Here is a 26,190-nt window from a genome sequence, read left to right as displayed (position 1 = left end):
ATTGATGCAATAAAGATTAGATAATCTTTTATTCGTAAAATTATATAATATCTACTTAGTCTCTTTACTGATTTATCACATAATTGGCTGGGTAAATAATCCAGGTTTGGATTAATGTGACTTTAGTAATAGATGATTCAGATATTATTACATAACCTGAAAAGATCTTAATTACAAACTGTACATTAACTTTAAAAATAAAGCTATTTGGGGGAAAATAAATGAAAAATAAGGGGAGGCTATGTTCAATAGCTTTAGCTTCAGTATTCCTGATTTTTGTTTTTTTGATTTTAATCTCAGCTGCAGCTTCAGCGGCTCAAGTTACGAAAATTGGTACTGGATACGATCCTGCTGTTTATGGTAACAAGGTAGTATGGACAAATGGAGTTGTTATTCATCTATACGATCTGACCAACAAAACAGACACTACGGTTAGCTCTTCTGGAGCATCATGTCCTGATATTTATGACAACAAATTAGTGTGGCGTGATGAAAGCAGTGGAAGACCAAGACTTGCTGTGTACGATATACCAACAGCCACAAAAAGTTACATCACACGGAATGTAGACCAATATAGCAAACCTGCTATTTACGGCAACAGAGTTGTCTGGAGTGCAAATGAAAGTGTGTATCTGAGGGATATATCTAAATCCAAACAGACTAAAATCGGAAGCGGTAGTAATCCCGATATCTACGATACAAAAGTGGTTTATTATTCTTATTCGGAAGATCCAAACGCGGATATGGTTATTAGAATGTATGATATTAATACGAAGAAAAAAATAACTGTCACTTCATCTGGAGATCCAAATATACCACGTATATGGGGTAATAAAGTCATCTGGGCTGACGTATATAATCACCAGGGATATATTGCGATGTATGATATCTCAACAAAGAAAACCGTAGATGTCACACATCAACTTGACACCGATCCATCTGGGAATGAATACGGTGCCAGTACAGGGACACACATTGACATACAGGATGAGAAAATTGTATACAATAAATGCGTTGATGATTATGAAGGCAAACCTGGAGTATATGTGTATAACATATCAACAGGACAAAGTACACTAGTATATAAGTATCCTGAAGACGTTTATACGACGCCAGAAATATACGATAACATTGTTGTATGGGGAATAGACAAGAACTATGTTGATAGTGCGGATGATAATGATATCTATTTATGCAACCTTGTAGACTAACCCGAAAACCGGCAGCAACTTTTGATGCTGATGTAACATCTTGTGTATCTCCTCTTGAAGTTCAGTTTACAGGTACGACACATTTATTCGAAGAATATCATGTGTGTTTAAGAAGGGAGCATGAGCGACAACCAGAACTTAAAGACAGCCAGAACTAAGGAGACATATAGCAAACGGACATGATATTCTCCGTAATTCCTGTTTCTCTTGCAGGTGGTCCGGGTGAAGGGCAGATAGGTTGTGTATGCCTGTATAATATAGCCTTGTTGCAGTGCTGACGATATTGCTGCTATTCTATCGGCTCCACAAAAATCCGGGGCTGCCTATCTACAAAATACTTTTTCTCTTACACTTTGATGATCGGCTTGCAATTAACTGCTTCGATTATTTGAGGTTAAAATAATAAATCTCATTAAAAAATTCAATCTCAATTGATATATCTACACGATTGAAATTTAATCCAAGTTAATTATATATTACTTGCCTCTGATGTTTAAATGCAATAGCATAGCGAACAAACAATAATATGAATTCTCGTCAACTGATCATTGTACGAGAATTCGATTTTACTATTTTTTCAATTTTGCACTGGCACCTTGAACCTTATAACAAATTCAGTCCCAGAACCTCTTTTGAGTTCAATTTTGCCCCCTAACTGGTCTACCAGGACTTCCACTAACTGCAAGCCAAGAGAACTGGAATCTTCTATATTAAACTCCTCAGAAATACCAGTCCCGTTATCCGAGACTATTAAAGTAAAATCAGTGACGTTATAATTTTCTTTTGTTCTTCCCTGCTCTTTATCTGCGTGCTTTACAGAGTTTTCTTTGCGAAGTTTGATTTGAATTTTCCCATTATCTCTGCCTAAAAATGCGTACTTCAGGGAATTTGAAACAAGTTCATTAATGATTATTCCAAGTGGAACAGCGACATCCATATCAAAGAAAATGTTTTCTTCCAGCTCGATGTTTAGGCTCGTATTGACATTTCCAACTCTATAAGTCTGGAACAGATTTTCAACAAGCCTTTCGAGGTATGCCGAGAAGTTTAATGTATCTGTTCTTTTGCCTTCATGGAGCTCTTTGTGGATAAGGGCAATTGACATTACTCTGTCCTGACTCTCTTTGAAAGCGTTAAGAACTTCCACATCCTTAGCATATTTTCGGCTTCTGAACTTTTCAGCCTGCAGGTCAAGAAGGGAAGAGATCACTTGCAGATTATTTTTAATTCTGTGATGGATTTCTTTTTTTCTGGCTTCTTCAGCTTTTACAAGTAGTCTTTCCGCATTGATTTGCTCAGTAATATCTCTTGCAATAGCTGAGATAGCAATCAACTTTCCAGAAGCGTCAAAAACTGGAGAATAAGTTATTGAAACATTTGTCATTGTGCCATCTTTTTTTAGCCGTAAAGTTCTGTAATGATGGACTTTTTCTCCATGTTTAACTTTTTCAATTATCTTTTTTATTTCCCCTTTAAGATTATCCGGTTCCAGTATTGAGACATTTTTACCCAGAATTTCTTCAGCAGAATAACCGTAAATATGTTCTGCCGTTTTGTTCCAGCTGGTAATAGTACCATCAAAATACTCTGTTACAATAGCATCATTTGATGATTCCACAGCATCCGCTAATATTCTGATCTTCTCCTCTGCTTTCTTGCGATCTGTAATGTCCTGAATTGTTCCCCTCAGTCGAATTGGACTTTCTGTCTCATCAAAAACAACTTTGCCCTGCGCGTGGACTATACGTTCTTCTCCATCAACTGAGATAATCCTGTGATCAATGCTAAAGGACTTTCCAGTTAAAGCACTCTTAATGGAATTATCCACATAGCTTCGATCTTCGGGATGTGTAAAGTTTAAGAGCTCACGATATGTATGAAACAGCTTTTGGGGAACGCACCCAAAGATACGACACATCTCATCAGACCAGTACATTTCATCAGTTGCAAGATTCCAATCCCAATTTCCAATATGAGATAATTTTTGGGCTTCAGATAGTCTTCTCTCTTCCTCCATCAGTGATTCATAAGCCTTTTCAAGCTCTGATGTACGTTCTTTAACTTTTGCTTCTAAACTATCGTGTGCTCTTTTAAGGGCTTCTTCTGCTTTTTTGCGCTCAGTTATATCCTGCGTTATACCAAAGCCGCCGGTCACCATCCCGTCTTTGTCAAATTCAATATATGCTTTTTCACGCACCCATTTGATCTTACCGTCTACGATAATTCGGTGTTCAATGTCGTATGGTTCGCCCTCTAATCCTATCTTCCATTTCCTATCAACATATTCCCTGTCATCCGGATGAACTTTTGAAAGAAAAGTTTCATAGGTTAAAGGGATACCTTTTTGGACACCGAATATGTGGTGATTTTCATCAGACCAGGTTAGTTCGTTTTTGCGCACATCCAGACGCCAGCTGCCGATATTTCCCACGGCTTGAGCACGATCGAAATCTGCCCTGTTTTTCTCTAGCTTATCCACAAGGATATCGCTTTTTGCAAGCGACTGGGAAAGCTTGAAGTTACTGTAGCTTAGTTGTGATAGTATGCTGGCAAGTTTCACGAAGAATGCCATTTTTTTGTTCACAGATTCCTTACTTAACCGTGGAACTTTTTCAAAAGCTGCTATGTATTCCTCCTCGTTGAAACCGTATTTTCGAGCCTGGGATCTGAAAAGTTCATAGTCCACAGGTTCGTCTTCAAAAAAGAACTGTCCTGAGAAAATATTGGCAACGTGCTTACCGCCTACCATGACTGGGGTCGCTACATCCCACATGTTGTTCTTGCACATGTAAAGCTTAAACTTTCCAGGAGGAACGCCCACGGATAGCTTTATGTCGCTTTCTACACAATTTTTGCAGGTTTCGGGGTTGATTCTATGAAATTTTGTGCAGATATCCTGCCATGCGACGCCTGCAAGAATATTGCCTTTCAGATCGATCAGGCCCACGGGAATGTGAACAAGCCTATAGAAATTATCCATGAGAGCCTGGATCGCTGGAACATCAATAATATCAGTCAGATCAAGGTTTGCCACTTCACCAGCTTCACTTTCCGGAAGTTTTTCTTCAAATTCTCTCCAGTCACTTATATCGAATCCATAAATGTTTACGCGTTTTTCTTCAGGTACCGGGTAAAACCCAACAAGATATACTCCTTTTCCCGTTTCAACTTTTATTTTTTCAGGTTTATTTAGGGAAACTACATTCTTTACGACACCTTCGATATAGGACGGCAGTTTCTCTCCTACTGCCACACCCCATTCATGTAATAAGGTCTCACCAGCTTTATTTGAGTAAAGGACAGTGCAATCATTTGTCACACTGAGTACAGGATTCGGATTTGTTGACGGAAATAGCTCCAGGTCTATTGCCATAATCCCCCCTCAAGCTCCTCTATTTGATGGCCTAACTTTACTATATTGTTACGACCACTCACAAGCTTGAGTATCTTCTTTAGTTTAAAAAAATATATCATTTATTAAATTTAAATGCTATCTTAAAATTTATAATATCGCCAAACCTGAAAAACAATAAGAAATGTTGACTAATGCAATACAAAACTGGAAATATATCATTTATTGTAACTATTTGGCATGAAAGTTGGTATGAAAGTTGGCATGGAATTTCTTTCAACTAATTAGTGAAGACGCTTTTCTTTATTAGTGAAGACGCTTTCCTTTATTAGTGAAGATGCTTTCCTTTATTAGTGAAGATGCTTTCCTTTATTAGTGAAGATGCTTTCCTTTATTAGTGAAGATGCTTTCCTTTATTAGTGAAGATGCTTTCCTTTATTAGTGAAGATGCTTTCCTTTAAAGAGATAACTAACGGGAAAAGGGGAAATTTAAACAGGAGATCAAAATGACAGATCCGGTTCAACCACTGGTAAGCTTATCAAAAAAGTCCACTGAACCCAAAATGATAGTCAACCTCAGACGCATCAAGCGTAAGATCCTGATTATGAGTGGAAAAGGCGGAGTTGGGAAAAGCACAGTTGCAGCAAACCTGGCTATCGGACTGGCTCTGCATGGATATAGAGTGGGACTTCTGGATTGCGATATTCACGGCCCGACCATTCCCACGATTTTCGGCATGGAATCTATGAAGCCAGAAGTTAGCGAAGAAGGCATAATGCCAGTTGAGGTTCTTCCCAATCTTTCGTTGATGTCTATAGGTTTTCTACTCGAAGATAAAGACTCTCCCATCATATGGAGAGGACCATTAAAAATGGGGATTATCGAAAAGTTACTGGAAGACGTCGTATGGGGAGAACTTGACTTTCTGATTATAGATCTGCCTCCGGGCACAGGTGATGAACCCTTGAGCCTGGCCCAGTTGATCCCCAATATTGACGGTTCAATACTTGTAACAACTCCTCAGGACGTAGCTCTCGTCAGCGTCCGTAAATCAATCGGTTTTTCTAAAAACCTCAATGTCCCTATCATAGGTATTGTCGACAACATGCATGGGTTGGTCTGCCCACACTGCGGCAAGCCGATAGAAGTGTTCAGGAATGGAGGCGTGGAAAAAGCTTCAAAAGATTTCAATATCCCTATCCTTGCCAGACTTCCTATAGAACCAAAAGTCGCAGAAATGGAAGATAAGGGCACAGTTGTCCTGGAAATGCTTGAACATGACACGGAATGGCAGAAAAACTTTGAAAATTTTGTGGCCACAGTAGAAAAAATCCTGTACGAAAAATAAGCGAGATAAATAGTTAAAGAATTTAATGCAGTTAAAAATTACGCACCGGGGTTCAAGATCAATTACAGTAAAATCAATTACAGTAAAATCAATCACATTAAAATCAATCACATTAAAATCAATCACATTAAAATCAATCACATTAAAATCAATCACATTAAAATCAATCACATTAAAATCAATTACAGTAAACGCTATGGTTTTAATTTGCGTTTTAAATAGTTAAAAGATTTAATAGCTATTGATTTTTCAGTTCAGCTGCATAAGTCCTAAAAAGATAAAATAAGGGAATCAGGCCCTCCCGTTATTGCAGTAATACTTAACTACGTTTGCATTCTCTAGATTGTTCTCTTTCCAGACAGCGCAGGTATAACAAATGCAGTCTTTGTTAGGATTTAAGTCTTTACAGGCAGCTTCACCTGCCGAACAGTAGACTCCAGGAACACTTTTCGGCGATGGAGATTTACCTTCTCCTAAATTTTTCGCTTCACTTTTGAAGTTTCCCATTTTTTCCAATGCGCATGCACTCTCAGATTGCACAGGACACTGCGAACACATACATCTTTCGAGATTTGATGCAATATAAGGAACTTCTACAGATTTACTCATATTACTCATTTTACTCCCCCTCCACTATTATAATATTCGTGAAATAATATTCATTCCGTATTCTGGATTTATAGGATAAAGTCTTTTTCAGTTTTCAGAATTGTTGTGACTTGGAGCTTATTTGAAAAGCCAGCGATATATGTTGAAAAGTTAATCCCGGCAGGCGAAGAAGATGGACCTCCATTTTTCCGAAAAAGCTGAAAATTTCCTCAGGGCCTGTAAAATGGATGAAGAATAAAAGATCCGCCAGGATGCCGGAAAAACTGAATCTTGTCCCAGGAGAAAAGCTTGTCAGGGACTGCACAGTCAGAGGAAATGGAAGCTGTGAAATTACTCATAACAGGAAAAACAATTGAGAATTGCTGAATTTACTTTTCGCGGGCCATCAGGTCATTGCTTTTTCTTAACCCCGGACTCTCACCGGTCGCAAGCGACCGGCTTTTCCGAAAAAAAGACTGAGAAAAAAGACTAAGAAGACGCAAACCTAAAAGAAGAAATAATTATTTATGGAACAATTACACTGAAGAATTCTGCCACATCTCAAAATGTGTGGTACGAAATAATCCCCAGGTAATGCAGGAGAACAATAGTAAGTGCTACAAAGCTGAGGATCAAAAACAAACCGGATATCCGTATAAGCTTATATTTCCCTTCCAAAATATTTTCAAATTTTTCCTTAGAATCCCGGCTTGAATTTATGTTTATGCCATATTTTTTCCTGACCAGCACCATCACCGCAAAAATCAGGCTTATGAGCCACAAAACAAGCGGAGCCGCGTACATCAGGACTGAACCTCCTTCCATGCTCTTTACATCAGAAAACGTTATGGCATGGAAATAAATTCCTTCTAGCAGCCCTGTAATGATAACAAACTGTTTTGCAGTGTCTTCCACGCTGGAAATGGATTCCCCAACAAGTTTTTCGGCATTCTGCTTCCAGAAAGGGTTCGGTTCCGCTTCCCTTACAGGAGCTTCCTCTTCAGCACCTTTTCCTCCGGAATCCTCACTATTCATGTTTTCACTTCACATTCAAATTCTTTCTTGCAATTGGGGCAAGTGAGATCTATAAATAAGCTTTTAGCAGTTTTTCTCCTGAGTTTATCCTTTGTATCAGAAAACCCCACGAGCACTACAACTGTTTCTCCATCTTTAACAACTTTTTCTACATCAGTCTTATATTTGTACCCGCAATGAGGGCATTTAATAAGTTCAATAGTCATCTTTTACCCCAAATTTTTCCAATTATGGTTTTTAAACTCCTCTTCTCTCTTTTTCCCTCTAATCCTGCAATCCATTTTCGAACAAGTTCCCTGTTCGGAGATTTGAGTTCTTCGAATATTTCAAGCGCAGTATAGTAATCCTTTAGGGCAAGTTCATACTCTCCTTTTTCTTCGAGTACCCTTCCCATCTGCCCTAATGTTATTGCAATTCCGCTTTTGTTTCCCAGCTCTTCTTTCATTTTCAGGGACTGGTTATACTTTTTCACTGCTTCTTCGTAGTTGCCCTGAAGGTAATGAATCATTCCAATTGCATGAAGTACAACTGCAACCCCCCTATTATCCCCCCTTTCCTCCTATTTATATTTTATGTTATTATATATTTTTAATGTTGTATTTAGGTCTCCGAGGCGGTAGTAAATCGTCGCAAGAATATACTCAGCATTTGTTTTTGTTTCTCCTGATGTCGTGTTGATAGAATCATTTAACAGATTCATTGCAAGTTCAATGTGTCCCCAGCAGATCATAAGGTCTGAGACATTTTCTACAATTTCGTTTGCCCTTTTCCAATCTTCTGCTTCGAAGTAGTAGTCTCGTGCTTTCAGATAATCCCAGAGACTTCCAGTTTGAGATACCAGATTTTCGTAATATTTGGCAGCCCTGATGAGAAGCTTCTTTTTGTCCAGTCCTTCTTGTTTCAGCTTATCTTGTTTCAGCTTATCTTGTTTCAGCTTATCTTGAGCGAAATTTCTGACTATTGTATGTTCCATGTAGACAGTCTGGTCATATTTTTCTTTTGAGATCAAACCCCACTGGATTAGTTTTTGCAGGGGCTCTACGATAGAGGAGCTTTCGTCTTTTTCGTCTCCTATAATCCACGATAATGCTTCTTCAGGAACGGCTTCTCCGTAAATAGAAGCATAAAGAAGAAGTTTTTTAGCATCTGAGTCAAGTTTTGAGAAAGATTTCTCCAGCAGGGTAAACTCCATAAGTTCCTTTTTCAAGGGCTTCAAGTCCAGCATTAAGCTGTCCACGCCCTGAACAAAAGAAAGTTTTGCGAACTTCCCTATCGTCCAGGGATGTCCCCCTATTATATCATATATCTGCCTTTTTTTCGGAATATCCAGGTCTGCCAGTTCCGTATAGTTATTCATCAACCAGTTGGTCTGCGGAAAATGGAGTTCAGGAAGGGAAATATGTTCAATGCTTTCAGGAAGCCTGCCTTCGAGGGGATCAAAATCGTAACGGGTTGTTATGGTGAATTTTGTATTACTAATCGTGTTGTTCAGAAGATGCCGGATGAATGCTTTGAGTTCTGGGTTTTCAATTTCTTTTCTGTCTTCGTCCAGGCAATCTTCAAAATTATCAAGGATTATCAGGAAACGAAACTGGTTGAGTATGTTTACCAGTCTGGAGGTTTTAACTTCAAGTTGTTCAGGCTGATTAAGAACCTGGTTAAATTCAGATCTTCCGTTCATCATTAAGAAGCTATTAATTTTGTTCAGGATATCTTCGGGGCGGGTGGTTGAAGTGCATTTCATCCCAAAAGTCCCGTCAAAATATTCATTCATTTTTAGCGCAAGTCGGGTTGCAAGAACGGTTTTTCCCATGCCGCCAAAGCCATGAATAATAGCAGCACGCTTTACATCGGATCTAAAGCCTTTTTCCATAATTCGAAGCTCTTTTTTCCTGGCAACGAAGCCTTTATTCATCACAGGTAAATCCAGCAAATCTGACAGTTTCGTGGGTTTGACTTCAAATTCAGAAGGTTCCGGTTTTATTTTTCCTGTCTGGACGCAGTTGCAGTCTGAAAGATACAGAACAGGAGTTGCGAAGTCAAATCCATTGCTCTTTTCCGAATCCTTCATCGCAATTCTGGCTTCTTTGAGTGCAACATCAACCGATTTTCCGATTGCAATCGTCCTGTAAAAAGTGTATGCAAACTGGATTGCCACGTCATCAAGTACCGAATACTGCATGGCTACTACAGCCGGGATTCTTTGCTTCGAAAGCATACTGGCAAGGTCACCGAAAGCTTCTTTGTTCGAGCCTTTGGCTGATTCACAGGAGCTGAGCACAACAAGCTTTATGCCCATGTCTGTAAAAAGGTCTGCAAGGATTTTATTATCTATGAGTCTGGCTGTTCGATCTTCGGATTCAAATACAAGGTGTCCTTTGCCGTTTCTGCTTACTCCGTGCCCTGTGAAATGAACAATGTGATAGTTTTGCTCATTCAGGTAACCCTGGACGTTTTCAAAAGTGGCGTCTTCTGTAAAATCTACCTTAATTTTTTGGTCTTTCTGGAGTTTGTCCAGGGCTTCCAGAATAATTTCCTGCTCTTTTTCAGTGTTTAATGGTGAAATTCCGGGACCATCTGGACTTGAGATTACTACCAGCATTCGGAGAATGGGATCAAGAGGTTGAGATTCGTTTTTCTTTACTTCAGGTGGAAGCCTTGAGAGCAAAATGCTCCTTCTGGTGATTAAAAAGTCTTCTCCGTTGTGCAGGTATTCCCAGGGCAAAGCTGCAATTTCAGGAATATCTTCAGCAAACTGCATTGAAATCCTGAGTCCGCAATTTTTGTCCTGGCCTTCGTTAAGACGTTTGTTGAAGTACTCTCCCAGTTCACCTGAAAATACAGTATCGTACAGCATTTTTCCAAATTCGATATGAGTTGTCTCTTCAGGCTGCGGTTTGGGAATAATAACTTTTTCTTCAATCTGGTCCAGCATCTGAATAAGTTTCAGATCGCGCCGGAGTTCAAAGTTCTGGGTGGCTTTCGTATCTCCATTTTCAAGAATTGAAGCTGTATACTGGTTGTTGTAGGAACCTTCAGGTCCTTTTGATACTCGCAGGTCCAGGGAATAATAGTCCACAAAAAACACCTTCTCAGTAACAAAAATTAGAAACTATCAAATTTATAGTTTTGTTTTTATTGTCAGAAGTGACTATAAAAGAAGTGACTATAAATATAAAAAAAAGTATTTTTTACGAAAATGTAGAATTAATAGAGCTCATAATGAAAAAATGAGTTCATGCTAAAATCGAAAAAAAGGCCGCCAACTGCTAAAAAATTGAGATTTTACCTCAATTCTTTCATAGCGAGAGAGATTTCAGTTTTCATTCGATCAAAGCCAATTAGTTCCAGCCGCGCCTCGGTGAGAAACAATAAACCTTGATACGCCTTTTTTGTTGCCTCAGAATAACATCAAATGATTAACAGAGGAGCGTCGAAAAAAGTAAAATATGTAAAATCATCTGTAAAATTATCTGTAAAATCATCTGTAAAATCATCCGTAAAATCTAAAAATTTATTCCTCTTTATCTCTTCACTCCGGCTTCTCCTCCGGCATATAGCACCCAAAATAGGTATTTTGCTCGACCTTTTTCAGGATGTTGTTAATATTTTCGAGTGAAGCTTCCATCTTTTCCATTCTCTTCTCTATCTCCTGTAGTCTGGCAAGAATCTCCTGGTCTGTGGTCATAATTTCAACTCCATATATATTTACTAAATTTAGCTTAATTGAAGTTTTTGATGTATATTCCAGTATATCCTGCAATCATTTTATAGTCAACGTAAAACCTCACTGCTGGCTAATTTAAGTAAAATCAAGTTCTATTTTTCTGGATAATGGGATAACAAGGGGGACGAAAAATATCATGTTGAGAATCGCAGTAACCGGCAGTCCGGGTATTGGAAAATCAACAGTTGTGGCAAAAGCTGCTGAAAAACTTGCCGACCAGCCTGGCTTCAAAATAGGCGGCGTCCAGACTTCCGAAATCCGGAAAGAAGGAAAGAGAGAAGGTTTTTCGATCAGGGACCTTGCTACAGGAAAAACCGGAATTCTGGGCAGCGTCAGAGGAAGTGGGCCGAGAGTTGGAAAATATCACGTCAACCTGGAAGACCTTGAAAATATCGGGGCAAATGCTCTCGGGAGTGCCCTGGAATGTGACCTTATAGTTATCGATGAGGTCGGGCCGATGGAGCTAAAATCCGGAGCTTTCGTTTCGGCAGTTGAGATAGTCCTGGAATCCGATAAACCGGTTCTTGCAGTGCTGCATCGGTCAAGCAGTCACCAGCTGGCTCAGAGGATAAGGAAAGAATTCGAGGTTTTTATAGTTAATGAGGAAAACCGTGATGAGCTGCCTGAAAAAATCTTTGCCATATTAAGATGAGGTCTGCGACTTTAAATGACATTTTTCGAAAATAGGATTATCAGTTAGTTTATTTCCATACATTATATAAATATAAACAGTGGAATATATTCAAGGATAACCTGCAAATTTTTATGATCTGTTATTCCCCTTATATATCTCACATTAATCATTTTTTGTATATTTTCGGTTCTATTTTTTAGCTCAAAATTTATATTAAAATGCTTCAGTGTTTTGCAACCTTTTATGGGGGCATTCCGGAATTATTCCAGAAACAAAGGGATTTTATTTTCTACCACCGTTGCCGCCATTACCACCGTTACCGCCATTACCACCGTTGCCGCCATTGCCACCGTTGCCCTTTGCTGCATCAGTTATTTTCACTGCGCCACTTCCCTGATGGGTAGTAACTCCATCTATTTCTGTTGCAGTGAAGATCAGTTTAGTGACGTCTGAATTAAGTGCTCCCTTGAAATCACGTACCATGAATATGTATGTATATTTCTCGGTGCTCTCCTTATGCACTGTATAAGGCTTTACACTTGTACCGCCTGGGATTTGAAGCCTCACCGTATCTTCATCTAGTAAAGTAACATCGAAAGGATTAGTGCCGTCATATGTAACTTCCTGGTAAGGATTGCTGTACACTGCCACCCTAATACGGTATGAACCTATTGACGGTAATACAGCTGCCGGTCTGTCAACAAGAGCCGGATGGCTCTCCGTAGGAGAGATAGCAATCCAGATGTCGTCATCATCTCCTAGGGACGCTGCTCCCCCTATAGCAGGCATCGCAATAATACATAATGCCAGTGCCATGATTAATGCCGTAATTTGTCTCATTAATTTCCCACTCCCTTTAGATTTATGTCGACTTATTTATTTTTCGTGTTATGTTGATGTTATGTCAAGAATATTTCTATGTTTTGATTAATATGTCCCGGAGCTATTATTTTACAATCATATATATATTTGTAGGAATAATTGTTTCTGTACTAGCAACTTCATACATATCTTATTCGATTTCATTCCAAATCCTCAAACGTTAAATCTGAAATTATTCCGGATACTGGATGTTTTTTCATCCGGCTTTCAATTTTAGTGAGGCTTTACCGGCTGATTTATATATTTATATGTTTTATTTTAATAATATTGGATGAAAAAAGAGAAGACTGGTATGAATAATAATGGTACATGGTTTCTTAGATTTAAATATATCAGTATTCTGGCAAATGGGCAGGAAAAAAACAGGACTTAATTTTGGAAGGGTTAGATCTCCAGCCGATTGGATGGATGCATCACGAACAGTTAATCTGTTCTTAATTAATTATTTACTATTGTCTGTTTAAAAATATTAAACATTACATTTTAATATGTTTTTTCTCTTAATAATATATTGATATTCTAATATATTATTGCGGTAATATTTTCATAACAGTAAAAAATTCTTGCTCAGATAACTCCTTAAATGACTCCTTTATAGTGAGAGCGTCGTAAAAATATATTTAGGAATGATAAAAATATAATTTCAAATTTGCAGTTCAGGAATTTATCCATAATTTCATTATCACAATGATTTATCTGAAATTAGGAAAGTTAAATTTCAAACTGCCTCTATAAAATAAAGAAGAGCCGTAAAGTGTTTTTCCTGAAGTGGCTCATTCTTTTTGAACATAAGAAACACTGTAATTGATTTTCTTTATAACTATAGTTCTTGTATCTATTCAGCGTACAAAAAATAGGCCGAATGATATTGATTTTAAGGTTTCATAAGCATAGAATTACCAACTGTATAAAACCGAAAAGCACGATCAATAGCAACAGTTATGAAAAATTAGGCAATAGAATTTTGTCCATTTTATATTTAAGAAGATGCCTATTGAGATTGTTTTTCCTACGCTGAATAGATACTAGTTCTTATGTATTATGTAATACTACGTTTAAGGAAGATCAATATTGGTGATTTTTATGACCCAAATGTACAACCAGGAAAAGTTTTGAGACAACCTTTATTCATTATTTTTTTGCCACTTCCTTAATAACCCTAACTGCAATACCACTACCAGGGATAACCAGGTTAGCTGCTTCTGTACTTATATCAAAGAAAAGATCGCGGGTCATTACCTTCTCGATCTTCTGGCGCAATGTAATGTCCCCAACGAAGGTCATCTCCCCAGTTAAGCCATCGAATTCAGCAACTGCTGTTTTGCCATTTCTCTCCCACTTATATTCGAAGACGTAGACTGGCCGAAAATAAAGATTCACTATGCTGACATCCTTTTTTTCTTCAGGAGTTGTATCAGGCCTGATTGGTTGAGGTAAAGAGGAGAATACTTGCTGTACCGCAGCTTTTGGAAGCATTTCTGGCGACACATAGGTGCTTCCATCAGTGGAAAGCTCGGGTACATCACTCACTGACTCTTTCTCAAAGAGCAAATATTTCTCCCAATCCTGTTTTTCTTGTCTGCTCACAGCATCGAATATAACTTCTTTACTGCCTTCTGTTATACAGTGTTCAATCCCCATAATAGTGAACTGTCGCGATGTGGTCGCTACTGAGTAATCCTTACCATCGATCGTCACACTCTTAACTTCGGGATCGAGGATCGAAAAGTTATAATCGCGTGTGCGATCATACTCGTAGTGCACATTGCATTTGATATGCCAGAAAGGCTCATATAAGTAATTTTGATCCGTGATTTTAATTTCTTCTGGTTTAGGGCGCGAGATTAAACTTACCAATCCTTTGCTGAAGATTGACGCCTTTTTATCCCAGGCTGTCCTCAATGCGTGCTCCATATCATACTTGGGCAATAGGCGGAAGATTTGCTCTTTACCTGTTGTTCTATCCATGCTATACCCTCAAATTTGTATCTACACGGAACTTTCAGATTCAGATGTCAAGATTCTCTTCATAGTTTCAGGTTCTTCTTTCTTTGTGTTCGGTTAAAGAAGAGGTTAACTTCAAAATGGCTACTCAAATTTACAAAGGATGTAGATTTCGTGGTTCTAAGTACATAAATCACTACAAAATAATACATCACTTATAGTCACGCCTGTAATTTTTGCAACAAAAAACTTCATTGTACCTCATTGGGCAGTTGCATTATTTAGCCTCGTGACTATACATTTCGTATATTAATCGAACATAAATGAATTTCAGTTATTTAATTTCAATTTTATAATTCAGTTATGTAATTTCCCAAATCTATCAACTTTCAACTATAGAGCGGATCAATCTTTCTCGAATCTTAAGTATCTGGGCTTCTTAAGTTAGACTTTTTAAGTTAGACTTTTTAAGTTAAACTTTTCAAGTTATACTTTTTAAGTTAAACTTTTCAAGTTATACTTTTCAAGTTATACTTTTTAAGTTAAACTTTTCAAGTTATACTTTTTAAGTCAGACTTTTTAAGTTATACTTTTTAAGTTATACTTTTTAAGTTATACTTTTCAAGTTATACTTTTCAAGTTATACTTCTTAAGTCGTTATTTCTTAAGTATTTTAACTTTTAACAGTTTTCAGATTTCTTTGCTTGCAGCTTCGGATAAAGTCCTTATGTGGAAGCTTGTATCCAGCTCCTCTGCAAGCTTTCTACATTTTTCCAGGTCAACTTCGGGCACATTAACTACTGTAACCCTTGTACTGATTCCTGCCTTCTTTGCTTCCTTAACAAAATCAAGTACTGCAGAATAAGCATTTTTATGAATCGGTCTGCAGAGTTTGTTATACTTATCTTCGGACTCGGCATTCAAACTTACGGAAACAGAGTCTAGACCTGCGGTTTTCAGTTCTGAGACCACATATCTTCCCGGATTTATAAGGGCTGCCTGTCCATTAGTATCTAGCCTTACTCGAATATTCCGGCTTTTCAGCCAGCGGGTTACTGCCAGCACTACATCAAACCTGATTGTTGGCTCTCCAAGGCCTGTGAATACGATTTCTCTGTATTTTGAAAGGTCCAGTCCTTCAAGGGCTCCTATAACTTCCTCTGTTGTCGGTTCTCTTGAAAGCCTCAGGTCATATCCGTAAACCCCGTCTGCAAAATTACGGATACAAAAGACGCAGTCTGCACTGCAGCGGTTTGTAAGATTAATATAGAGATTTTTATGAGCTTCATAGTAAATTGTGTCCATGAGATCAAAATTTCTTACATTCCTTATAACCATGACGTATTAGTTCATTTTTTATCCTGGAATTGAAAATAGCCTTATATATATGAATTTCTTATCGATCTACTTCTGCTTTTGGTCTATGACTCATGTTTTCAAGCAGAAAGTTTATAGGTGATCATGTACTTGTAAGGTTCGATCTGCAGCATTTAGCTAGCAGTATCTATATTTCAACTCATTTACTCTCCGCATTGAAGTCTATACGGTTTCGATTTAAGATTTGATTTCAATGTTGACAGATGTGTGTTAAAAACCTATGATTGATGAAAAATTGCGATACTCGCAATTTCGAAGGAGAATATTATATGGCACAATTAGCTAAATTCGACGTTCCAGAAGAACTTACAAACAAAGCACTTGAAGCTCTGGAGCTTGCCAGAGATACTGGAAAGATTAAAAAGGGCACCAATGAAGCCACAAAAGCAATCGAAAGAGGAAATGCAAAGCTCGTTCTGATCGCAGAAGATATCGAGCCTGCCGAAATTGTTGCTCACATCGCTCCACTTTCCGAGGAAAAGAAAGCACCTTACATCTTCATCAAAAACCAGAAAGAACTTGGTGCAGCCAGTGGGCTTGGTGTGTCCTGCGCAACTGTCGCAATCGTAGATGCAGGAAAAGCAGGTGAAATGATCCAGGACATTGCCCAGAAACTTGAAGCCCTTAAATAATCCTGATAACATGAGGTGCTAATTATGGCTGATGAAAGCACAACCGGCGGCTTTGCTGCTGAGGTTATTGACGTTATCGGGAATACAGGTATGCATGGTGAAGCCAGCCAGATCCAGTGTAGGGTTCTGGAAGGCAGGGATAAGGGCCGTGTTATTACAAGAAACTGCGTTGGCCCTGTCCGCGTAGGTGACATCCTGATGCTTCTTGAAACCTCAAGAGAAGCAAAGAAACTGACCACCAGATAAGAAAGCGGTGAGATAATGGAACAGAGAAAATGCTATTTCTGCGGGAAAATGCTGGAGCCCGGAACCGGCAAGCTCTACGTCAAGAAAGACGGTTCTACCTATTACATGCACTCTTCCAAGTGTATGAATAACTTCAACCTGGGTAGGCTTCCAAGGCGTACCGAATGGACTGAGAAAGGCAAAATCCAGTTGAAGAAAGCATAAGAATTGTCAGTTTATTTGTTCGGATAATTAAGGTGTTCATATGGAACAGACATACGTTATGGTAAAGCCTGACGGAGTCCAGCGCGGGCTGGTAGGAGAGATAATTTCCAGAATCGAGAAGCGAGGTCTGAAGATCGTTGCCCTCAGGATGAACGTTATCAGTGAAGCTACTGCAAAAGAGCATTACAGTGAACATGCAGCCAAGCCTTTCTTCCCCGGCCTTGTCGGATTCATAACGTCGGGACCTTCAGTTTCAATGGTAGTTGAAGGAAAAGATTCAATTCGGGTCATGAGGGCTATAAACGGGGCTACAAATCCTGTAGATGCGGCTCCCGGTACAATCCGTGGGGATTTTGCTCTGGATGTAGGCAGAAATGTAGTTCATGCTTCCGATTCCCCAGAAGCTGCTGCAAGGGAAATTGCAATTCACTTTAAGGACTCCGAAATCGGGAATTATTCCAGGATCGACGAGGTCTGTTTGTACGAATAAAGCAGGTGCATCAAAGCCTTTTCTCGTTCCTGAAACTTCAGGGCACGATTCAAGGCCTTTGTTCATCCGACCTGCAATATGGGTCCGTCAGGGTAAACCCGGACCCTTCTGGACCTGCAGCAAATAAGACGCGGGAATGAGAGAGGTTTTGCATATGGCCGACAAGAAAAATTTGAGGACTCCTATAGTCTGCGTGATGGGGCACGTCGACCACGGGAAAACGACTCTCCTGGACAAGATCAGGGGTACTGCAATTGTCAGTGGAGAAGCCGGTGCCATCACCCAGCATATCGGGGCAACTGAAGTCCCAATAGATGTAATTATCAACAAGCTTGGGGACCCAAGGCTTCGGGATAGGTTCATAGTGCCAGGACTGCTCTTTATCGATACACCTGGACATCATGCCTTTACAACTCTTAGGAGCAGGGGAGGCGCTCTTGCAGATCTTGCAATCGTTGTAGTGGACATAAACGAAGGCTTCAAACCCCAGACCTACGAAAGCCTGCAGATCTTAAAGCGGTTCAAAACTCCTTTTGTTGTTGTTGCGAATAAGATTGACAGGATTGGCGGCTGGGTCTCACAAAAAGATCTGCCTTTTGCGGCCACTTTCAAAAAACAGTCCGAAGACGTCCAGGCCCGGCTTGAAACAAAGCTCTACGAGGTAATTGGTGAATTATACAACCAGGGCTTTGCAGCAGAACGGTATGACAGGGTTACAAATTTCCAGAAAACCTTGGGTGTAGTTCCTGTAAGTGCTATGACAGGCGAAGGAATTCCTGATGTCCTGATGGTGCTTCTTGGTCTGGCCCAGAAATTCCTTGAAGCAAACCTGCATTACAGTGCAAAAGGTCCTGGAGTTGGCACTGTGCTTGAGGTCAAGGAAGAAAAAGGACTTGGTGCAACGCTTGATGTTATTCTCTATGACGGCACTCTGAAAAAGGGCGATACGGTTGTTATTGGAAGCCTGGGAAAACCAATTCAGACAAAGGTCCGGGCTCTCTTAAAGCCAAGGGAACTTTCTGAGATGCGTTATGAGAGCAAGTTCAAGCAGGTGAATAAGGTTACTGCTGCGGCTGGAGTAAAGATTTCGGCTCCCGGCCTTGAAGGTGCACTTGCAGGCTCTCCAATAAGGGTTGCTACCGAAGAGACTCTTGACGAGATTGCAGCCCAGGTAAAATCCGAGATCGATGAGGTCAGGATTGATACTGGTTCAGTCGGGATTATGATCAAAGCCGATACACTTGGCTCCCTTGAAGCCCTTGTCCATGAGTTCCAGAAAGATGATGTGCCTATCAGGAAAGCCGAAGTAGGAGATATTTCACACCGGGATGCAATTGAGGCTTCGACGGTTGAAGATCCTCTCTATTCCGTGGTTATAGGTTTCAATGTCAAAGTTCACCCTGACGCCAGAGATTTCCTGCAGGAAAGCACTGTGAAGGTATTCACGAGTGACGTGATTTATCGTCTGGTTGAAGATTACCAAAAATATGTAAAAGAGCAGCAGGAACAGGCTGAAAAGAAGATTTTTGAAACAATAATCCGTCCGGGAAAATTCAAAATCCTTCCAGGTTGCATATTCCGTCAGAGTAAACCAGCAGTTGTTGGCGTAAGAGTGCTTGGTGGAGTCGTGCGGACAAATGCCGATGTGATGCTTGAGAACGGAAACGTTGTAGGCAAGATCAAAGGCCTGCAGATCGAAGGAGAGAATATCCCGTCTGCAGGGGTAGGCAAAGAGGTTGCAATGGCAATTGACGGTGCAACCGTAGGCAGGCAGATCAAAGAGGAAGACGTGCTCTATATCAATGTGCCTGAGAGGCATGCAAAAGTTCTTGAGCACGAGATCTACGATTCTCTTTCAACCGATGAAAAGGAAACTCTTGATATTTTTCTTTCCCTGAAAAGAAAAGATAATCCTTTCTGGGCAAAATAATGCTTACAAGTGCATAATTATATTCAGAAATTATGTTCTGAATGCACGGAAAGCTCAGGTAAAAATTCAGGAAAATCCGGGTTAAGTCTCGGATGAAGAGGCAAGGCAAAGGAATTATTAAAAGTAAATTTGATATTGGAGGATTTCACATGGCTAATTTCAAAGTTGTAGTTTCTGACCCAAAGGAAGGGCGTGCTTACCAGGTCGATGTAAAAGACGCTGAGGCAAACGCATTAATCGGAAAGTCAATAGGCGACGTTGTTGATGGTTCAATTTTCGGTATGTCCGGCTACAAAGTCAAGATCACAGGCGGCTGTGATGGCAGCGGTTTTGTTATGAAACCCGACCTTCCAGGCCCCAGAAGACAGAGAATTCTGATGGCAGTAGGTGTGGGGTATACCCCTAAACATCCAGGGCAGCGCAGGCGAAAGATGGTCCGCGGCAAGGAAATTGCTCATGACATTGTCCAGATAAATGCAAAAGTCGTTGAGTACGGAAGCAAATCCATAAAAGCTCTTCTCGGTCTCGAAGCCGCAGCAGAAGCTCCGGCAGAGTAATTTCAATCAATTTCAAGTTCCCGCCTGCGGGCGGGCTTTAAATAATTATTTATTTGAGGTTCAGACTCTGGTCCAAAATCCAGTGATTTTTGCATTTTTTGATTGAAAATCTGAATTAGCAAGAAAAATTCGGTTTTCACTAAAATCAATATTCGGTATCTAAAGACGTCAATCCCTAAGTTGTATTACAAGGATTGTGACCAATTACAAAATCTAGTGATTTTGAATTTTACATTCATCACTAGATTTTGGTACTGAGTCGAGGTTCACTGTTTTTTATAAAATGTTTTCTTTTTCAATAATATTAGATAGTAATATATATTTTACCAAAAAATTTGTTCAAAGCAGTTTGAATTCAATTTAATGAATTTTTCTGCCAATAATTTTAATTATAGTACCTTTTAGTTGTGTAATAAAGAAAAATGCCTTATTTAAATTTTCAATATGTAACTACTATTTGTGTTTTTACTCAAGTTATAAAAAATCACATAAAATGCTATTTTTTTAACAATGTATGTCTTAAATTAGGTTTTTATCACTGAACTCTATATCCACCTATATTTTGCGATGCTATTTTACAGGCATCAAATCTAATTTTTTGATTAACTAAGTTACTTTATGCAATTTTTTGCTTTTAACGCTTTTTCGTTAATTTTGGCAAAATTTCAAAAAACCAAAATTAGGGCACCATTACTACCCAAGGTAATGACGATGCCGATAGTCAAAGAAGAGTGAGGTGAAAAGTACTTTCATTTGTTTGTGCCTGTTATTCGAGGAATCTTATGCGCTTTTGAAGAGAAAAACAAAGAGGAAAGAGGTCACTTCATTCCCTACTTGAAGGAACGGGTATTCGTGATCCTTTGCGTTCCTGATGTAAGTTCCTGATGTAATAAAGAATAACTGTGTTCTTAAGAATCTGCTTTGTTTTTAAGATAGTTTATATATATCCACTTTCTAAATTACGCATATGGAAGAAGGTAAAATGAAGAATACAATCACGAGAAGTTTTGAGCTTCAGGACTACAGGATAGAAGGAACCGAACTTTCCGGCTTCTGGGCAGACTTAACGAGCAAAGAAGAACTGATAGTTGAGGTAAATTACGTCCCTGTAAAGAAAAAAGTCTTCAGTACCGCAGAAATCGAAAAGCTTGTCATGGGAATCCGTAATAAATGCGGCAGCTTCGAGGCTCAACTTCCAGAAAATATAAAATGTGAAGTCACCTTTAAGAATGTTGGAGATAAGATTTACAAAACCAGCCAGTCTGATTTTGAACTGGAAACCAGGGAGCTCGAAGAAGTTCAGGTTTCTTACCGTTTCTATGTTGAGTACTACATATAATCCGTATTGCGCTTAATACGGCAGTTTAAAAGTACTCTCTTCAAATTTAATTCCAAATTTAAAGAAGGGTTAATCGATTAGCGAATAACCTTAAATTTGACAGATTCTGTTAATTAATAAGACTTTTTATTATTTTCTGGTCTTCAGATTTTCTCTCGAAATCGTGCAAAACAATAATAATTTAATCATACTGAAATAATTTTTTATTTTAAGGGAAAGGAGACATCGCAATAGATAAGTCAATGGTAAAAACGGTTGTTAACGGCAAAATAATAATTTCTTTACTTTTGCTCCTGGCTACTTTTTAAAAAAGAAAGGATTTCTCCATATCTCAATCTCCTTTTCTCTACATGGTTCTTTTGCTTGAGCTTCATGAGAATGAAAGGATTAGATATGTTTCATGAGGCCTAACGCCATCTTTGTTAATAAAATTAATATGTAATTACTATGTAATATACTCTTTACTTAACTTAATAATGTATTTTCAATCTTTAGAAAAAGTAGAGGAAAGAATAACTTGCTAGACAGCGAAGTAAGAAATCTCAGACATCCTGCCGAAATACCTCTTTTTGTTATCTGTCTGCTGATCAGTATTTTTATTTATGTCACACTAATGACAGTTCCGCTTTTATATCCTGAAGAATTGGGACCTGAATATATACTGGTAGTTCCGGCAGCGATTGCTTTTCTCTCATTTGTTTCCGGGCAGACCTACGGAGGAATGATGTCAAATGCGATCAAGCTTTCAGAAAAGCAGTTTCCTGAACTCTATGAAATCATAAAACGCCTTTCTCATGAACTGAACTTTAAAGAAGTTCCGGATGCTTTTTTAATCCAGGAAGGTGGACTGTTAAACGCGTTTGCTACCCGGCTGTACTTCCGAAAAAATTATGTGGTTTTTTACGCGGATATAGTTGAGGTCGCATATAGAGAAGGAGATTTTGATTCACTTGAGTTTATCGTTGCTCATGAGCTGGCCCACATAAAGGCAGGCCATGTGACCCTGCTCTACAATCTTTCTATCTTTCCAATTGCTTTTGTGCCTGTCCTCAAGGACTTTTTATGGACTGCCCTGAGCCGGGCAAGGGAATATACCTCGGACAGAATTGCAATTCGGCTTGTTCCTTCAGGCGAAAAAGGACTCATAGTTCTTTCAGCAGGCGAACACCTCTACAAAGTTGTTGATTATGAGGAATACCTTGAAGCCACAATAAGTCCTGAAGGTTTCTGGGTCTGGACTACCAATCTGTTTTCAACCCATCCTGTATTGCTCAGAAGGGTCAGAGCCATAAACGAAGACAGGCCGGGAAAGATTTTTTAAAGATAAATTTAAAAAATCTGTTAGAATAAAGCTGGAAAGTTTTGTCTATTCTCAGAGAGAGCGTCGTAAAATTAAATTTGGTTCTATAATTGGGATAGGACTTATGCATTTGAATTGATAAACGGAGTGTCAAACTGCTAATGTCCAAAACGAAAATTTAAACCATGATGTTTATTGTATTTGATTTTATACATCGAGTGCGTAATATGAATTTAAACGGAACGTTGCCTATCATCCAATTGTAAAATGATTTCATGCGTCTTCGGTTAAGGGATCAGTTAACCATAACATGACTACTGCATCGATTCCAAAGTATGTCAAAAATGAATTTTTTAAAAACCACTGAAAGCACGGAAGACACGCAAATCAGTAGTAAAGGCGTGTTTCTTCCGTGCTTTCCGTGCTTTCCGTAGTTGTAATATCCAGATAGAATCACTATGCGACAGGCTGCGTTTTCCGTGTTACAAAATTCCATGTGACTTTAAAATAATATTTGCGTCATAAGCTGTATTTATTTTCTTATTATGTATATATTTGAGAATCGATATACTACTACATTTATCTACGCATCTTGATTTACGTTACAGGTTTACAGAAAAACAGGATAATAGTAACACGTTTTTAACAGAGCGTATCTTAACTGATGACGAATGTAAATGATTTGAATTTTAAGACAGCCTCTATAGATCAATTCCCAAAATGAAAATTTGGCTCTTCGTTGTTTTGTGTGGCTATACTCATAATGTCTTCATAAAAACCAGTTCGGTTTCGAATTGAAAATCATCTTATCCACAGGGAATGACGAAGAGCCGAGAATTTGAAGTTATATTTTTATCATTCCTTAGTATCAAAGGTTAATGTTTGACAATCTCTCCAGGATATGTATATCTTCCTTTTTCCATTATCGTGCCGATATTTATACTTGTATTGATACCGGTATGCACGTCATCTCCCATAATCACTCCGAGTTTTCTCCTGCCCGAGTCAAGAATCCTGCTTTTTACCATTAATTTTATGTTTTTTCCATCATGGCGGAGGTTTGCAACCTTCGTACCAGCTCCAAAGTTGCAGCGGTGCCCGATAATGCTGTCTCCAACATAACTCAGGTGTCCCACATGAGTATCTTTCATGATAATCGTATTTTTTATCTCTACAGCATTTCCCACCCTGACATGGTTCCCGATTGCAGTAGAAGGACGGATAAAACAATTAGGGCCGATATCGCAGTTCTCTCCTATTATCACCGGGCCTTCGATATAAGAACCGTTCCTGATAAGAGTGTCTTTTCCGATTACAACCTCTCCCTTTATCGTAGCATTCGGTTCCACGGTACCTTCAAAGCTGCTCTTAAGGTCTTTCAGGAGGTACTCATTTGCTTTCAGGAGGTCCCAGGGATACCCTATATCTATCCATCTGTCTCCGAGAGGGCTGTAACCCACGGCTGCTCCACTATCGATCAACATCTGGATGGAGTCCGTAATCTCAAATTCATTTCTCACTGAAGCCTGGGTTCTGTCAATAAAGTCAAAAACAGATTCCCTGAAGAGATATATTCCGGCATTTGCAAGGTTAGTAGGAGGATTTTTAGGCTTTTCTATTATCCTGACAACTCTATTATTCTCAGTTTCAAGCACTCCAAAATCCGACGGGTTCTCCACTTCTTTTACGCAGATGACAGCTTCCTCTGTCCTTGAGACCAGGGCTTTTAAGTCCTCCTTTCCTATGAGCATGTCTCCGTTAAGTACAAGGAAAGCTCCATCAACATAGTCTTTTGCACAGCCTATTGCATTTGCAGTCCCTAACTGCTCCTTCTGCTGTACATACTCTATGCTTACTCCCCATTTGCTTCCGTCCCCGAAATACTCTTTGATCTGCTCTTCGAGATAACCAGTAATGAAGACAAAGCCTTCAATGCCTGCTTCTATGGCTGAATTGAGTATATGTTCGAGGATTGGCTTGTTTGCAACCTGGAGCATAACTTTAGGACAGCCGGAAGTTAGAGGTTCCATCCTTGTGCCTTTGCCTGCCACAAGGACAACCGCTTTCATTTAAGTGCCTCCTTTGCTAGCTTTTCAGCCATCTCGAAAATCTCATCAACATTTTCCCGGGCTTCAGCTGTGATTCTAACTTTTGCTTCCGTTCCCGAGGGGCGGATAAGTACCCAGCCATTGTCCATTTCCACGCGAATACCGTCGATATCAAGGACTTTTCCCATGGGCTCGAGTTTAGCCTTAACTTTTTCCATAAACTCTGCCTTTTTGTCATTTGCACAGGGAAGGGCTCCTCTTTTTGTGGCGTACCTGGGAAGCTCTTCTCGAAGCTTGCTTAACTTCTTTTCCTTGACAATCTCAACAAGTTTTGCGGCTGCATAAATCCCATCCGGACAGTAGGAAATCTTCGGGAAAATCCAGCTTCCTGATGGCTCGCCTCCATAGATAGCACCACACTTTTTTATGCCCTCTGCGACGTAAACGTCCCCAACTCTTGTCCTCACAATCTCCGAACCCTTAAGAGAATCCCCAACCATCATTGATGTGTCCACAGGCACGACGACTGTTCCTTTCTTACCGCTGCACTCATACAGCCCAAAAATTGCAAGCATTTCATCTCCTGAAACAAAATTGCCTTTCTCGTCCACTGCCATCATCCTGTCCGCATCACCGTCATGTGCGATTCCAAGAGCGGCTCCGAAATCCACAACGGCTTTTTTGAGCATGGAAAGGTTTTCGTCATTTGGCTCAGGGTTTCTCGCAGGGAAGTGGCCGTCAGGCTGAGCGTTCAGGGTTATTACCTCACAACCAAGCTCCTGGAGGAGATAGGGGGTAATTGTTCCTCCCGCTCCGCATCCGCAGTCCAGTACAACTTTCAGGCTGGAACTTCCTACAAGCTTTTTGATCATATTCATATGGGCCCGGATAGCATTTCCGTCTTCTTCGAACTTGCCTATCAGGTCCCAGGGAACCAGGGAAAAGTCCGCATCTTCAATCGCTTTTTCGATCTCTTCCTGCTGCGCCGAGTCAAAGGCCATGCCATCAGGGTTCCAGAGCTTGATCCCTACATACTCTGAGGGATTGTGGGAGGCTGTAACCATTACACCACATTCGTATTCTCTGGATGCATATGCCAGGGTTGGGGTAGATACAAGGCCTATTTCTGTGACAGCACAGCCTGTTGCAGTCATTCCCGCAATCAGGGCATGCTCGATCATAGGGGCCGAAACTCTGGGGTCCCTCCCGATAACTGCAGTTTTTTTTCGGCTTCCAAGTACAAGCCCTACATTAAGTGCAAGTTCGGGCGTAATTTCTTTGTTTGCTATCCCTCTTATTCCTGAAGATCCGAAGAGTTTCATATATCCCATTCCCAAATTTTCTA

The 26,190-nt window shown here is 39.6% G+C and carries 25 protein-coding genes and 1 pseudogene; 12 read left to right on the top strand and 14 right to left on the bottom strand.

All coding sequences use genetic code 11. The features are described from left to right. Positions 1-221 precede the first annotated feature (221 nt). Positions 222-1,211: a hypothetical protein gene (locus tag MSKOL_RS10370; RefSeq protein WP_048155932.1), complete on the top strand. Its 990-nt coding sequence runs from the start codon at positions 222-224 to the stop codon at positions 1,209-1,211. Positions 1,212-1,788: 577 nt separating this feature from the next. Here MSKOL_RS10370 and MSKOL_RS10365 read toward each other — a convergent pair. Beyond that, positions 1,789-4,584: a PocR ligand-binding domain-containing protein gene (locus tag MSKOL_RS10365; protein WP_048155928.1), complete on the bottom strand. Its 2,796-nt coding sequence runs from the start codon at positions 4,582-4,584 to the stop codon at positions 1,789-1,791. A 485-nt stretch (positions 4,585-5,069) separates the two neighbouring features. On the opposite strand from MSKOL_RS10365, the gene MSKOL_RS10360 reads away from it, so the two are divergent. Continuing rightward, entirely contained in the window at positions 5,070-5,912 is an 843-nt protein-coding gene (locus tag MSKOL_RS10360; RefSeq protein ID WP_197078754.1) for an Mrp/NBP35 family ATP-binding protein, read from the top strand. Between the two features lie 291 nt (positions 5,913-6,203). On the opposite strand, the gene MSKOL_RS10355 is transcribed toward MSKOL_RS10360, so the two are convergent. After that, the gene (locus MSKOL_RS10355) at positions 6,204-6,530 is read right to left on the bottom strand and encodes a DUF2769 domain-containing protein (protein WP_048120749.1); all 327 of its coding nucleotides are present in this window, start codon (positions 6,528-6,530) and stop codon (positions 6,204-6,206) included. Positions 6,531-6,748: 218 nt separating this feature from the next. Between MSKOL_RS10355 and MSKOL_RS21375 the strand changes: the two genes are divergently transcribed. After that, the gene (locus MSKOL_RS21375) at positions 6,749-6,877 is read left to right on the top strand and encodes a hypothetical protein (protein WP_255351923.1); all 129 of its coding nucleotides are present in this window, start codon (positions 6,749-6,751) and stop codon (positions 6,875-6,877) included. Between the two features lie 184 nt (positions 6,878-7,061). Here the strand turns inward: MSKOL_RS21375 and MSKOL_RS10350 are convergent, their stop codons facing one another. The 6 genes and pseudogenes from MSKOL_RS10350 to MSKOL_RS20155 all read right to left on the bottom strand — a co-directional run bounded on the left by MSKOL_RS10350 (position 7,062) and on the right by MSKOL_RS20155 (position 11,223). Then, entirely contained in the window at positions 7,062-7,535 is a 474-nt protein-coding gene (locus MSKOL_RS10350) for a hypothetical protein (RefSeq protein WP_048155921.1), read from the bottom strand. Next, on the bottom strand, positions 7,532-7,741 hold the full coding sequence (locus MSKOL_RS10345) for a hypothetical protein (RefSeq protein WP_048155918.1): 210 nt from the start codon (positions 7,739-7,741) through the stop codon (positions 7,532-7,534). Before MSKOL_RS10345 ends, MSKOL_RS10350 begins: the two co-directional genes overlap by 4 nt. Beyond that, complete coding sequence (locus tag MSKOL_RS10340; RefSeq protein ID WP_255352001.1) at positions 7,738-7,929, bottom strand: tetratricopeptide repeat protein; 192 nt, start codon at positions 7,927-7,929, stop codon at positions 7,738-7,740. The genes MSKOL_RS10345 and MSKOL_RS10340 overlap by 4 nt, the downstream gene beginning before the upstream one ends. A 42-nt stretch (positions 7,930-7,971) precedes the next feature. Then, positions 7,972-8,076: pseudogene (locus MSKOL_RS21370) on the bottom strand (tetratricopeptide repeat protein); the annotation flags it as partial. Between the two features lie 18 nt (positions 8,077-8,094). Continuing rightward, a complete protein-coding gene (locus MSKOL_RS10335) occupies positions 8,095-10,614 on the bottom strand; it encodes a CHAT domain-containing protein (RefSeq protein ID WP_048155913.1) in 2,520 nt (839 codons plus the stop codon). Positions 10,615-11,067: 453 nt separating this feature from the next. Continuing rightward, the gene (locus MSKOL_RS20155; RefSeq protein ID WP_156151042.1) at positions 11,068-11,223 is read right to left on the bottom strand and encodes a hypothetical protein; all 156 of its coding nucleotides are present in this window, start codon (positions 11,221-11,223) and stop codon (positions 11,068-11,070) included. A gap of 175 nt (positions 11,224-11,398) precedes the next feature. On the opposite strand from MSKOL_RS20155, the gene MSKOL_RS10330 reads away from it, so the two are divergent. Beyond that, positions 11,399-11,914 carry an NTPase gene (locus MSKOL_RS10330; protein WP_048155910.1) on the top strand — a complete coding sequence of 172 codons (516 nt, stop codon included), beginning with the start codon at positions 11,399-11,401 and terminating at the stop codon, positions 11,912-11,914. A gap of 264 nt (positions 11,915-12,178) precedes the next feature. Here MSKOL_RS10330 and MSKOL_RS10325 read toward each other — a convergent pair whose 3' ends face one another. The 3 genes from MSKOL_RS10325 to MSKOL_RS10315 form a co-directional block, all read right to left on the bottom strand. Beyond that, complete coding sequence (locus MSKOL_RS10325) at positions 12,179-12,547, bottom strand: hypothetical protein (RefSeq protein ID WP_156151041.1); 369 nt, start codon at positions 12,545-12,547, stop codon at positions 12,179-12,181. Positions 12,548-13,909: 1,362 nt separating this feature from the next. Beyond that, positions 13,910-14,692: a hypothetical protein gene (locus MSKOL_RS10320; protein ID WP_156151040.1), complete on the bottom strand. Its 783-nt coding sequence runs from the start codon at positions 14,690-14,692 to the stop codon at positions 13,910-13,912. Positions 14,693-15,412: 720 nt separating this feature from the next. Further along, a complete protein-coding gene (locus MSKOL_RS10315) occupies positions 15,413-16,060 on the bottom strand; it encodes a TatD family nuclease-associated radical SAM protein (RefSeq protein ID WP_048120734.1) in 648 nt (215 codons plus the stop codon). Between the two features lie 308 nt (positions 16,061-16,368). On the opposite strand from MSKOL_RS10315, the gene rpl7ae reads away from it, so the two are divergent. The 8 genes from rpl7ae to MSKOL_RS10275 all read left to right on the top strand — a co-directional run bounded on the left by rpl7ae (position 16,369) and on the right by MSKOL_RS10275 (position 22,818). Further along, on the top strand, positions 16,369-16,731 hold the full coding sequence (gene rpl7ae, locus MSKOL_RS10310) for a 50S ribosomal protein L7Ae (RefSeq protein ID WP_048120732.1): 363 nt from the start codon (positions 16,369-16,371) through the stop codon (positions 16,729-16,731). Positions 16,732-16,755: 24 nt separating this feature from the next. After that, positions 16,756-16,977, top strand: coding sequence for a 30S ribosomal protein S28e (locus MSKOL_RS10305; protein WP_048107265.1), 222 nt, complete (start codon positions 16,756-16,758; stop codon positions 16,975-16,977). Between the two features lie 15 nt (positions 16,978-16,992). Continuing rightward, a complete protein-coding gene (locus MSKOL_RS10300) occupies positions 16,993-17,181 on the top strand; it encodes a 50S ribosomal protein L24e (RefSeq protein ID WP_048107264.1) in 189 nt (62 codons plus the stop codon). A 40-nt stretch (positions 17,182-17,221) separates the two neighbouring features. Then, the gene (gene ndk / locus MSKOL_RS10295; RefSeq protein WP_048120730.1) at positions 17,222-17,671 is read left to right on the top strand and encodes a nucleoside-diphosphate kinase; all 450 of its coding nucleotides are present in this window, start codon (positions 17,222-17,224) and stop codon (positions 17,669-17,671) included. A gap of 154 nt (positions 17,672-17,825) precedes the next feature. Continuing rightward, positions 17,826-19,601 (top strand): translation initiation factor IF-2, encoded by a 1,776-nt coding sequence (gene infB / locus MSKOL_RS10290; protein ID WP_048120728.1) that lies wholly within the window; start codon positions 17,826-17,828, stop codon positions 19,599-19,601. Positions 19,602-19,750: 149 nt separating this feature from the next. Beyond that, positions 19,751-20,158 (top strand): 30S ribosomal protein S6e, encoded by a 408-nt coding sequence (locus MSKOL_RS10285; protein WP_048158289.1) that lies wholly within the window; start codon positions 19,751-19,753, stop codon positions 20,156-20,158. Between the two features lie 967 nt (positions 20,159-21,125). After that, the gene (locus MSKOL_RS10280; RefSeq protein WP_048155908.1) at positions 21,126-21,497 is read left to right on the top strand and encodes a hypothetical protein; all 372 of its coding nucleotides are present in this window, start codon (positions 21,126-21,128) and stop codon (positions 21,495-21,497) included. 517 nt (positions 21,498-22,014) lie between these two features. Continuing rightward, positions 22,015-22,818: a M48 family metallopeptidase gene (locus MSKOL_RS10275; RefSeq protein WP_052725412.1), complete on the top strand. Its 804-nt coding sequence runs from the start codon at positions 22,015-22,017 to the stop codon at positions 22,816-22,818. Positions 22,819-23,092: 274 nt separating this feature from the next. Here the strand turns inward: MSKOL_RS10275 and MSKOL_RS20150 are convergent, their stop codons facing one another. The 3 genes from MSKOL_RS20150 to glmM form a co-directional block, all read right to left on the bottom strand. After that, entirely contained in the window at positions 23,093-23,293 is a 201-nt protein-coding gene (locus tag MSKOL_RS20150; protein ID WP_156151039.1) for a hypothetical protein, read from the bottom strand. A gap of 379 nt (positions 23,294-23,672) precedes the next feature. After that, positions 23,673-24,866 (bottom strand): bifunctional sugar-1-phosphate nucleotidylyltransferase/acetyltransferase, encoded by a 1,194-nt coding sequence (gene glmU / locus MSKOL_RS10270; RefSeq protein ID WP_048155905.1) that lies wholly within the window; start codon positions 24,864-24,866, stop codon positions 23,673-23,675. Next, complete coding sequence (gene glmM, locus MSKOL_RS10265) at positions 24,863-26,167, bottom strand: phosphoglucosamine mutase (RefSeq protein WP_048155902.1); 1,305 nt, start codon at positions 26,165-26,167, stop codon at positions 24,863-24,865. Before glmM ends, glmU begins: the two co-directional genes overlap by 4 nt. Positions 26,168-26,190 lie beyond the last annotated feature (23 nt).

Origin of the sequence: Methanosarcina sp. Kolksee (assembly GCF_000969945.1) — an archaeon.
GTDB classification, from domain to species: domain Archaea; phylum Halobacteriota; class Methanosarcinia; order Methanosarcinales; family Methanosarcinaceae; genus Methanosarcina; species Methanosarcina vacuolata.
This window is presented reverse-complemented; position numbering and strand designations above follow the sequence as displayed.